The 9,963-nt window shown below is 76.7% G+C and carries 8 protein-coding genes, 1 tRNA gene, 1 other RNA gene and 1 pseudogene; 6 read left to right on the top strand and 5 right to left on the bottom strand.

Features of this window, described 5'->3' with window-relative positions:
* Positions 1 to 134: 134 nt before the first annotated feature.
* The gene (locus tag ACI79U_RS21120) at positions 135 to 476 is read right to left on the bottom strand and encodes a YbaB/EbfC family nucleoid-associated protein (RefSeq protein ID WP_457070519.1); all 342 of its coding nucleotides are present in this window, start codon (positions 474 to 476) and stop codon (positions 135 to 137) included.
* 66 nt (positions 477 to 542) lie between these two features.
* On the opposite strand from ACI79U_RS21120, the gene ACI79U_RS21115 reads away from it, so the two are divergent.
* Positions 543 to 1,781 (top strand): MFS transporter, encoded by a 1,239-nt coding sequence (locus ACI79U_RS21115; RefSeq protein WP_457070521.1) that lies wholly within the window; start codon positions 543 to 545, stop codon positions 1,779 to 1,781.
* A gap of 87 nt (positions 1,782 to 1,868) precedes the next feature.
* Here the strand turns inward: ACI79U_RS21115 and ACI79U_RS21110 are convergent, their stop codons facing one another.
* Positions 1,869 to 4,157 (bottom strand): DNA polymerase III subunit gamma and tau, encoded by a 2,289-nt coding sequence (locus ACI79U_RS21110; protein WP_457070523.1) that lies wholly within the window; start codon positions 4,155 to 4,157, stop codon positions 1,869 to 1,871.
* A 179-nt stretch (positions 4,158 to 4,336) separates the two neighbouring features.
* Between ACI79U_RS21110 and ACI79U_RS21105 the strand changes: the two genes are divergently transcribed.
* Both ACI79U_RS21105 and ACI79U_RS21100 read left to right on the top strand, forming a co-directional pair.
* Positions 4,337 to 4,858 (top strand): SigE family RNA polymerase sigma factor, encoded by a 522-nt coding sequence (locus tag ACI79U_RS21105; protein ID WP_457070525.1) that lies wholly within the window; start codon positions 4,337 to 4,339, stop codon positions 4,856 to 4,858.
* Positions 4,855 to 5,736 (top strand): hypothetical protein, encoded by an 882-nt coding sequence (locus tag ACI79U_RS21100; RefSeq protein WP_457070527.1) that lies wholly within the window; start codon positions 4,855 to 4,857, stop codon positions 5,734 to 5,736. The genes ACI79U_RS21105 and ACI79U_RS21100 overlap by 4 nt, the downstream gene beginning before the upstream one ends.
* Here ACI79U_RS21100 and ACI79U_RS21095 read toward each other — a convergent pair whose 3' ends face one another.
* Together ACI79U_RS21095 and ffs are read right to left on the bottom strand one after the other, a co-directional pair.
* Positions 5,737 to 6,402, bottom strand: a complete 666-nt coding sequence (locus tag ACI79U_RS21095) for a YceI family protein (RefSeq protein ID WP_457070529.1) — start codon at positions 6,400 to 6,402, stop codon at positions 5,737 to 5,739.
* A 69-nt stretch (positions 6,403 to 6,471) separates the two neighbouring features.
* Positions 6,472 to 6,567: signal recognition particle sRNA small type (ffs, locus tag ACI79U_RS21090), an RNA gene on the bottom strand.
* Positions 6,568 to 6,632: 65 nt separating this feature from the next.
* Between ffs and ACI79U_RS21085 the strand changes: the two are divergent.
* A pseudogene (locus ACI79U_RS21085) lies at positions 6,633 to 7,454 on the top strand (DMT family transporter); the annotation flags it as partial.
* Between the two features lie 66 nt (positions 7,455 to 7,520).
* Here the strand turns inward: ACI79U_RS21085 and ACI79U_RS21080 are convergent.
* A tRNA-Ser gene (locus tag ACI79U_RS21080) sits at positions 7,521 to 7,605 on the bottom strand.
* A 141-nt stretch (positions 7,606 to 7,746) separates the two neighbouring features.
* Between ACI79U_RS21080 and ACI79U_RS21075 the strand changes: the two genes are divergently transcribed.
* Together ACI79U_RS21075 and ACI79U_RS21070 are read left to right on the top strand one after the other, a co-directional pair.
* Positions 7,747 to 8,097 (top strand): hypothetical protein, encoded by a 351-nt coding sequence (locus tag ACI79U_RS21075; protein WP_457070531.1) that lies wholly within the window; start codon positions 7,747 to 7,749, stop codon positions 8,095 to 8,097.
* Positions 8,098 to 8,140: 43 nt separating this feature from the next.
* Positions 8,141 to 9,850 carry a protein kinase domain-containing protein gene (locus ACI79U_RS21070; RefSeq protein WP_457070533.1) on the top strand — a complete coding sequence of 570 codons (1,710 nt, stop codon included), beginning with the start codon at positions 8,141 to 8,143 and terminating at the stop codon, positions 9,848 to 9,850.
* Positions 9,851 to 9,963: the final 113 nt, after the last annotated feature.

The raw sequence follows: 9,963 nt of genomic DNA, 5'->3' as shown, positions 1-9,963 counted from the left end.
CACCCCGCGCCCCGCGCCCCCCCCCCCCCCCCCCCCCCCCCCCCCCCCCCCCCCCCCCCCCCCCCCCCCCCCCCCCCCCCCCCCCCCCCCCCCCCCCCCCCCCCCCCCCCCCCCCCCCCCCCCCCGGGGGTGGGTCAGAAGCCGGGCAGGCCCAGGCCGCCGCCACCGCCGAGGCCGCCGGCCAGCGGTCCCATGGTGGAGGCGGTCAGGTCGCTGACGGCGCGCTGCGCGTCACGCACGGCGGCGACGACGAGGTCCTGCAGGGTCTCGACGTCGTCCGGGTCGACCGCGGCCGGTGCGATGGTCAGCGCGGTGATCTCGCCCCCACCGGTCATCGTGGCGGTCACCAGGCCGCCACCGGCGGACCCGGTGACCTCGGTCTGGGCGAGCTCCTCCTGCGCGGCGGCGAGCTGCTGCTGCATCTGCTGCGCCTGCTTGAGGATCTGCTGCATGTCGGGCTGTCCACCGGGTCCCATGCCCCCGAGAGTAGGTGCTCGGCGCCGGGTGCGACGGCCGGACCGGCACCGGGCAGGCTGACCAGCGTGCCGGCCGATCCCTCCCACGAAGCGCGCACCGGCCCCCGCCGGCAGCTGGCGCTGATCGCGCTCACCCAGGTGCTGGCCCTGGCGGTGTGGTTCTCCGCCTCGGCGGTGCTGCCGCTGCTGCGCGCCGACTGGCAGCTGGGCACCGGCGGCGGGGTGGCGCTGACCGTCGCCGTGCAGCTGGGGTTCGTCGCCGGGGCGCTGACCTCGGCGGTCACCGGGCTCGCCGACCGGGTGCGCCCGGAGCGGTTGTTCGCCGCCGGGGCGCTGGGCTCGGCCGGCTGCACGCTGCTGGTGGCGACGGTGGCGCAGGGACCGCTGGCCGGCGGGGCGCTGCGGTTCCTCACCGGCGCCGGCCTCGCGCTGGTCTACCCGATCGGCATGAAGCTGATGGCCTCCTGGTTCGGCGCGCGCGGTCGCGGCCTGGCGCTCGGTGTGCTGGTGGGGGCGCTCACCCTCGGGTCGCTGCTCCCGCAGCTGTTCGTCGGGCTGATCGGTGAGCGGTGGCGCGCGGTGCTGGCCGTGGCGGCCGGCTGCGGCGCGGTGGCCGGTCTGCTGGCGGTGGCGCTGCTGCGGGCAGGGCCGCACCTGGCGGTCGGCACCCCGCCCCGGGCGTCGCAGGCGCTCGACGGGTTCCGCGCGGCCCGCCCGCGGCTGGTGAACCTCGCCTACCTGGGCCACATGTGGGAGCTCTACGCGCTGTGGGCGTGGGCGACGGCGTGGCTCGCCGCCTCCCGCGCCGAGGTGGCGCCGGGGACGTCGGCGTCGTCCGTGGCGCTGCTCGCCCTGGTCGCCTTCGGCCTGTGCGGCGCGGCCGGCTGCGTGCTCGCCGGCTGGCTGGCCGGACGGCGGGGGCGCGCGCCGGTGGCCGCGGTCGCGGTGGCGACCAGCGGGGTGTGCTGCCTGCTGTCGCCGTGGGCCTGGTCGTGGCCGACGGCGGCGCTGGCGGTCTTCGTCTGCGTGTGGGGGGCGGCGGTGATCGCCGACTCGGCGATGTACTCGACGCTGCTCAGCGAGGTCGCCGACCGCCGCTGGGTCGGCACCGCGCTGACCGTGCAGACCGCCACCGGGTTCCTGCTCACCGTGGTGACCATCAGCGCGCTGCCCTACCTCGCCGAGCTGGTCACCTGGCGCTGGACGCTCGTGCTGCTGGCGGCCGGGCCGGTGGTCTCGGTGGTGGCGCTGGCCCGCTTCCGGGCCCTGGGCCCGGCGGCCGCGCAGCAGCCGGCGCCCGCCTGACCACCGTCCTGCGGACAGTCGTGCTCTGAGTCCTCTGGTGACTCAGAGCACGACTGTCCGCAGTGGTCGTAGCGCGCCGTGGGCAGCTCAGCTGTCGATCGGGCGGGCGCCCAGCTGGGTGCGCAGCAGCTGCAGGGCGGCCTGCTCGGCGTCGACGGCCGGCGCGGCGTCGTCCGAGCCGGGGGTGGCGTCGCGCTCGGCCATCAACTCGTCGGCCTCGGCGCTCTCGGCCGCCCGGGCCGCCGCGCGGGCCGCTTCCGGTGACACCGGCGCCCCGCCCGGGCCGCCGGCCGGGGCCCCCGACGAGCCGGGGCCACCGTCGACGACGGCCTGGATCTTCCAGCGGACGCCGAGCAGCTCCTCCAGCGACTGCCGGACGACGTCCTTGTTCAGGTCGTCGCCCAGCATCTTGGCCAGCGCCGGCGACGTGGCCGTCAGGGTGAGCACCCCGTTGGTCAGGTCGTGCACCTGGGCGCTCTTGAGCAGCGCCTCGGTGGTGCGCTTGTGCCCGCGCACCACCTTGAGCAGCTCCGGCCAGATGCGCCGGACGTCGGTGGTGGTCAACGCGCCGTCACCACCGCTGGGCTCGGCAGCCGTGGCCGACACCAGCGGCGTCGGCTCGCCACCGCGCGGCGCGGGAGCCGACTCCGCAGCGGCCCGGGGTGCGGGAGATGGCTCCGGGGCCGGGCCCGCGTCGCGAGCGGGCTGCGGGGCCGGAGGAGCGTCGCGGGTCGGCGTCGCCGCCGCCGGCCGGACGGGCTGCGGCCAGTCCTCGTCGTCGGTGGGCTCCGGCGGCAGCGGGACCTCGGGCTCCGGCGCCCCGGCCGATCGGGGCCTCGGGGGGGCGGGAGCGGCCGGCTGAGCGGCCGAGGGAGCCGGCGCGGGCGCGCCCGGGCGGGCGGTGACCGGCCAGCCGTCGTCCCCCTCGGGGGCCGGCGGAGCCTGCGGGGAGGTCGCGGGCGTCGGAGCCTGCGGGGAGGTCGCGGGCGTCGGGGCGGCGGGCGTCGGGGCGGCGGGCGTGGCGCGGGCCTGGGAGGGGCGCACGTAGGCCGGCCGGCCCCCGCTCGGCGCGGCAGCGGGCGCCGCCGGCTCCGCGACCGGGGCCGCAGCCGGAGCCGGGGCCGGCGTAGCCACCGGAGCAGGAGCCGGCCGGACAGCCTCACGCACCGGCGCCGGGACGGCGGCGGGCTCCGGCCGGCCGGCGTGCTCGCCGGCGATCGACATCCGCCGCTCCAGCCGCTCGAGGCGCTGCAGGGTGGCGGTGGCCGAGCCGTCGACGCCGGGCAGCAGCATCCGGGCGCAGACCAGCTCCAGCAGCAGCCGCGGCGCCGTCGTCCCGCGCATCTCGGTGAGGCCCTCGTGCACCGTGTCGGCCAGCCGGGACAACGTGGCCGCACCCAGCGCCTGCGCCTGGCGGGTCATCAGGTCGAGCCGGTCGGGCGGGCAGTCGAGCAGCCCGGTGCCGCCGGCCTCGGGCACGGCGTCGAGCACGATCAGGTCGCGCAGCCGGTCGAGCAGGTCGGTGGCGAACCGGCGCGGGTCGTGCCCGGCCTCCACCACGCGGTCGACGGCCTGGAACACCCCGGGGGCGTCGGAGGCGGCCAGCGCGTCGACGGTCTCGTCGAGCAGCGCCTCGTCGGTGACCCCGAGCAGGCCCACCGCCTCGCGGTAGGTGACCCCCTCCGGACCCGAGCCGGCCAGCAGCTGGTCCAGGATCGACAGCGAGTCGCGCACCGACCCGCCGCCGGCCCGCACCACCAGCGGGAAGACCGTCGGCTCCACCGTGACGCCCTCGGCGGCGCAGGTCTTCTCCAGCAGCCCGCGCAGCGTGCTCGGCGGCACCAGCCGGAACGGGTAGTGGTGGGTGCGCGACCGGATGGTCGGCAACACCTTCTCCGGCTCCGTCGTCGCGAAGACGAAGACGAGGAACTCCGGCGGCTCCTCCACCACCTTGAGCAGGGCGTTGAAGCCCTGCGTGGTGACCATGTGCGCCTCGTCGACGATGTAGACCTTGTAGCGGCTGTGCACCGGGGCGAAGAACGCCCGCTCGCGCAGCTCACGGGCGTCGTCGACACCACCGTGGCTGGCCGCGTCGATCTCGATGACGTCGATCGAGCCGGGGCCGTCGGGGGCCAGGGAGATGCACGAGGCGCAGACGCCGCACGGGGTGGAGGTGGGCCCCTGCTCGCAGTTCAGCGAGCGGGCCAGGATCCGCGCCGAGGAGGTCTTCCCGCACCCTCGCGGGCCGCTGAACAGGTAGGCGTGGTTGATCCGCCCCCCGTCGACGGCGTTCACCAGCGGGGTGGTGACGTGCTCCTGCCCGACCACCTCGGCGAAGGTCGCCGGGCGGTACTTGCGGTAGAGCGCCAGAGCCACGCCGCGAGGTTACTCAAAGGACCTCGTCCCCCTCCCCGCTCGCAAGCTCGCGGCGAGCCTCTGGACGAGGCCGGGGGCTGATCCCGTCGGGCCGTTACCGGACCGATACCGAGGGACATGGGGGCCCGCCGCGCCCCTGCGGCGTCATACGAGGTGAGGCCGACACCCGGGGAGAGCCAGTGACCGACCAGCGGGACGACGAGTTCACCGAGTTCGTCGTCGAACGCGGCAGCCAGCTGCTGCGCACCGCCTGCCTGCTGACCGGTGACCGCGGACTCGGCGAGGACCTCGTGCAGACCACGCTGGCGAAGGCCTACGGCGCGTGGCCGAAGGTGCGGCGGGCCGACGAGCCGGTCGCCTACGTGCGCCGGATCATGGTCAACGCCCACCTGAGCTGGCGGCGTCGGCTGAGCAGCACCGAGCAGGTGATGGAGACGCTGCCCGACCGGGGCGGTGGTGACCACCAGGCCGCGCACGCCGAGGGCGACGTCGTCCGCCGGGCGCTGCTGCAGCTGTCCCCGCGGGTCCGGACCGCGGTGGTGCTGCGCTACTTCGACGACCTCAGCGAGGCCGACACCGCCCGCCTCATGGGCTGCTCGGTCAGCACGGTCGGCAACCACGTGACCCGGGGGCTGGCCGCCCTGCGCCTACTGCTCGCCGACGACCCCGACCTGACGACCGTTGCGCGGAGGCAGTCGTGAACGACCTCGAGCACACCCTGCCGGCACAGCTCCGCCACCTGGCCGACGACCTCGCCCCGGGCAGCGACCCGGTGGCCCAGGCCGGTGCGGCCCGCGCCCGGTACCGGCGGCAGCGGCGCACCCGGGCCGGGATGGCCGGGCTGGCCGCGGCGGTGGTGGCGATCGTGATCGGCGTGCCGACGACGATGGGCGCGCTCAGCTCCGCCCCCGACCCCAGCGGCCAGGTGGCCGGCCCGGGCACGGAGACGACGGCACCGGAGGACTCATCGTCCTGGACCGCCGAGCGGGAGGCCCGGGAGGCCCGGTCCGCGGCGGAGCAGGCGCGGGACGCCGAGGCGGCCGCAGCCCAGGCCGCCCTGGCGGAACTGGGCGACGAGGAGTGGTCGGCGTTCGTGCCCCTGCTCGCGCCCCTGCCGCTCACCGCACCGCCCGACCTGGCCGGCTGCCCGGACGCCGCGGCGACCCTGAGCAGCTCCCTCGGGCTGCCGCTGCAGTACTGGCATGGCCAGCTCCCCGGCGGCCCGGCCGGCTGCGTCTGGGGCACCGGCGACCCCGCCACGCCGTCGTCGCCGCCAGACCGACACACGGTGAGCATCGGCTTCCTGGTGGGCACCACGGCCGAGCAGCTGCAGGCCGGCGTGCACGCGGACACCGGTGGCACCTGCGGAGTGCTGGACACCCCGCAGGTCGCGGCCGGGGCAGCGCTGCAGGTCTGCGACGGGGACGAGGAGACCCGGTGGTGGCTCAACGTCCCGGACACCAGCGGCGCGGGCGTCTGGGTGCTCGGTGCCACCCTCGGCGACCGGGCCTCCGGGCCGGGGGGAGCCGCGTCGCTGGCCGCCCTCGCCGAGGTGGCGTGGGCGGCGTGGGGCGGCTGACTACTGCGTGAGTCGCAGGAACAGCTCGACCTGGCCCGAGTCCTCGACCCGGACGAAGCCCAGGTTCGGCGGCTCGATGCCGAAGTCGGCGAAGACCACCGGCACCGCGCCGGAGACCTCCACGCCGTCGGCGGTGCGGACGACGGAGAGCTCGCCGGTCACCGGCTGCGTCTCCCCGGCCAGGGTGAGCTGCCCGATGACCGGCACCGTCACCGGCGTGCCGCTGAGCTCTGGCAGGTCGACCGGCTCGGTCACGGTGAACAGCGCGGTCGGGTTCGCCGCGACGTCCATCACGTTCTCCCGGAAGTAGCTGTCCCGGCGGTCGCTGTCGGTGGTGATCGAGGCGACGTCGACGGTCACCTCCGCCTGGGTCAGGTCACCGTCGGCCACGACGACGGCCCCGGTGACCTCCTCGGTGGTGCCGGCCACCGTGACGTCGGCGCCGTTGAGCACCTCGTCGACCCGGTAACCGGCGGTCGAGCCGGGCGCGATGATCCAGGTGCCGTCGGTGTCCCCGGCGAGCTCGACGTCCTGCGGCTGCGCCTGCACGGTGGGCGCGGGCGGGGCGTCGTCGCGCAGTGCGGCGACGATCAACGGACCGGCGACGAGACCGACGACCACCGCCAGCACCGCGCCGACGACGATCCACCAGGTGCGACGTGCCATGACCGGCTCCTTCTCCTCGGCGTGCGCGCAGTGGACCGCACGCACCTGGGAGAGAGCTGGGAGCGGAGACGAAGGGACCCCCCGCACACCCGTCAGAGCCCGCTTATCCTTGCTGCCTTCCGGCCCTGGGGAGGTTCACAGGGTGACGCCGTACGAGGGGTCGGGTCCCACTGTAGAGGACGCCGGGAACCCGCCGCCGCCCCTCCGGCCCACGGCTAGGCTCCCGCGCTGTGACCCCGGCCGCGTCGACCCCGTCGGCCCGCGGGTTCACCCTCGTCGTCCTCGCGGCGCTGTGCTGGGGCACCTCCGGGGTGAGCGGCGACCTGGTCGCCCGGCGCACCGACCTCGACCCGCTGGACATCGCCTGGCACCGGATGGCGATCGGCGCGGCCGCCCTGCTGGCCGTGCACGCGCTCACCCGCCGGCGCCGGCCCGCCGCCCGGCTGCCGCTGACCACGCCGGTGCGCACCCGGCTGCTGCTGGTCGGCGCGGGGCTGGCGGTCTACCAGAGCGCCTACTTCGCCGCGGTCGCCACCGCCGGGGTCAGCATCGCCACCCTGGTCGCGCTCGGGCTCGCCCCGTTGCTGGTCGCCGTGGGCGGTGCGGTGCTCGGGGACGGCCGACCGGACCGGGCGACGATGACCGCGCTGGCGGTGGCGCTGGTCGGGCTGGTGCTGCTGGTCGGGGTGTCGGCCGGGGCGGACGCCGGGGACACGGTGCTGCTCGGTGCGCTGGCCGCGGTCGGCTGCGCGGTGGCCTACGCCGGGGTGGTGCTGGCCTCGGCCGGGGTGCCCGACGGCGTCCCGACGACGACGGCCGGGTTCACCCTCGGCGCGCTGCTGCTCACCCCGGTTGCGCTGGTCGCCGGGCTGGACCTGACCGGGGACCCGCTGGCGCTGGGCACCCTCGTCTACCTGGGGCTGGTGCCCAGCGCACTGGCCTACGGCCTGTTCTTCACCGGGGTGCGGACCGTGCCGGCGGCGATCGCCTCGATCGTGACCCTGCTCGAGCCGCTGACCGCGACCGCGCTGGCCACCGCACTGCTCGGCGAGCGGCTCACCCCGACCGCGCTGGCCGGGGGAGCCCTGATGCTCGGCGCCGTGACGGCGCTCTACCTGCGGAGGATGGGAGATTCGAACTCCCGAGGGCTTGCACCCAACCCGCTTTCCAAGCGAGCGCCATAGGCCACTAGGCGAATCCTCCAGTGCCGGGCAGTCTACCGGGCAGCCGTACGTGCGTCAGCCGCCGCCCTCCGTCCCGCCCGGCCGACGCACCGGGAGGGTGGTTGAGTGAGCCGGACCGGAGGGCGACCGCCGGCAGCCGCAGCGACCCGGGAGGAGCCCGATGAGCGAGACCGAGCAGGTGCGCCCCGAGGTGGTGGCCGCGATCGTCACCGCCCTGCAGGAGACCGACCCGAGCAACCTCCCGGCCGATGCGACGCGCGCGGAGAAGGACGCCGCGAAGGACCGGTACCTCTCCGGGATGGTCGCCGAGCGCACCCAGCGCGACCGGCAGACCCGGGCGTGGGAGCTGCTGCTGACCCGCAGCCACCACGAGGAGCCGCCGAGCTGGTCGCAGCTGTTCGACGAGCTGCCCGAGGCGTCGCTGGCCCAGCTGGGCGAGCTGTACGACGCCCTGCCCGAGGGGGCCCAGGCCGAGTACGCCCGCCGGTACGGGGCCCCGGCGTCCGCCTGACCCACGTGCACGGACAGCTGCGGTCGCGCGCGGGCCGGCGCCGGTGACCGCTCCCGGTTCCCGGGTGGCCGGCCGCTACCTGCTGCGCGCCCGGCTCGGCGGCGGCTCGATGGGCGCGGTGTGGCTGGCCCGCGACGAGCTGCTGGGCCGCGACGTCGCGGTCAAGCAGGTGCTCATCCCGGCCGGCAGCGACCCGGAGGCCACCGCGGGGCACCGCGAGGCGGCGATGCGCGAGGGGCGGATCGCCGCCCGGCTCACCCACCCGCACGCCGTCGCCGTCTACGACATGGTCGACGACGGCGGCACGCCGTGGCTGGTGATGGAGTACCTGCCCTCCCGCAGCCTGGCCCAGGTGCTGCACGCCAGCGGCACCCTCCCGGTGACCCAGGTCGCCCAGATCGGCGCCCAGGTGGCCGACGCGCTGGCGGCGGTGCACGCGGCCGGGGTGGTGCACCGGGACGTCAAGCCGGGCAACGTGCTGATCGGCGAGGGTGAGCGCAGCGAGGGCCTGGTCAAGATCACCGACTTCGGCATCTCCCGGGCCACCGGCGACGTGTCGCTCACCCAGACCGGGGTGGTCAAGGGCACCCCGGCCTACCTGGCGCCCGAGGTGGCGCGCGGCCAGGAGCCGAACGAGGCCAGCGACGTCTTCTCCCTGGGCGCCACGCTCTACGCCTGCCTGGAGGGCATCCCGCCGTTCGGGATGACCGAGAACCCGCTGGAGATGCTCCACCGGGTGGCCGGCGGGGACTTCTCCCGGCCCCGGCACGCCGGCGCGCTGGGTCGCCCGCTGATGCGGATGCTGAACTCCGATCCGCGCAAGCGCCCCTCGATGACCCAGGCCCGCGACCAGCTGGCCCGGCTGGTGGCCGGCAAGGACGGCGACGTCACCGAGGTGCTCGCCGCCCGCACGCCGCTGCCGCCGACGATCGCCGACCTGCGGGCCGTGGACGACGACGGCCGGCCGCTGCCCGCCCCCGTGGGGTCGCCGGCGCCGCCGATCTCGCCCGCCGCGTCGTCGACGCCGGGCACCACGACCGCCGGGCCGCCGACCGGTGCCCGGTCGGTGCCCGCTCCGGTTCCCCGGCGCCGGACGGGCCGCCGCCTCCTGGTCCCCCTGCTCGCGCTGCTGCTCGTCGGTGGGCTGGTCGGCGGTGGCTTCGCGCTGGCCGGCCGGGACGACGGCTCGGCCGCGCCGACGGCACAGACCAGCGGTCCGGCGCCGGGGACGACCTCCGGGGCGCCGGAGCCCTCGGCGGAGCCGACGGAGTCCCCCACCGAGGAGCCCACCGAGTCCCCCACCGAGGAGCCCACGGAGCCCCCCATCGAGGAGCCGACGGAGGAGCCCACCCCGTCCACGACTCCCCCGCCGGCGACCAGTTCCCCGCCCGCCCAGACCAGCGAGCCGGCTCCCCCGCCGACCCGCGAGCCGCCGCCGGACGGCGCCGCCGCGGTGCGCGACGCGATCACCGGCTACTACGGGCTGCTGCCGGACGACCCGCAGGCGGCGTGGGAGCGCACCGGCCCGCGGCTGCGCGCGGCGATCGGCAGCCGCGCGCGCTACATCGCGTTCTGGAACCGGTTCAGCGACGTGCGCCTGGGCGAGGTGCGGGCCGAGGACGGCTCCCTGGTGGCCAGGGCGCCGGTGACGTTCGTCGAGCGCGACGGCGACAGGTTGCCCGAGCAGCACCGGTTCACCCTGGTGCGCGGCGACGACGGCCGGCTGCTCATCGACCTGGACGAGCCGGTCTGAGCACGGACGCGTGTGGGGGGGGGGGGGGGGGGGGGGGGGGGGCCCGGCCGGGCGCGCGGGGGGGGGGGGGGGTGTGAACCCTCGGACGCGATATAACCACCACAATTTCGCGC

This window comes from Modestobacter sp. SYSU DS0904 (assembly GCF_054051115.1).
This window is presented reverse-complemented; position numbering and strand designations above follow the sequence as displayed.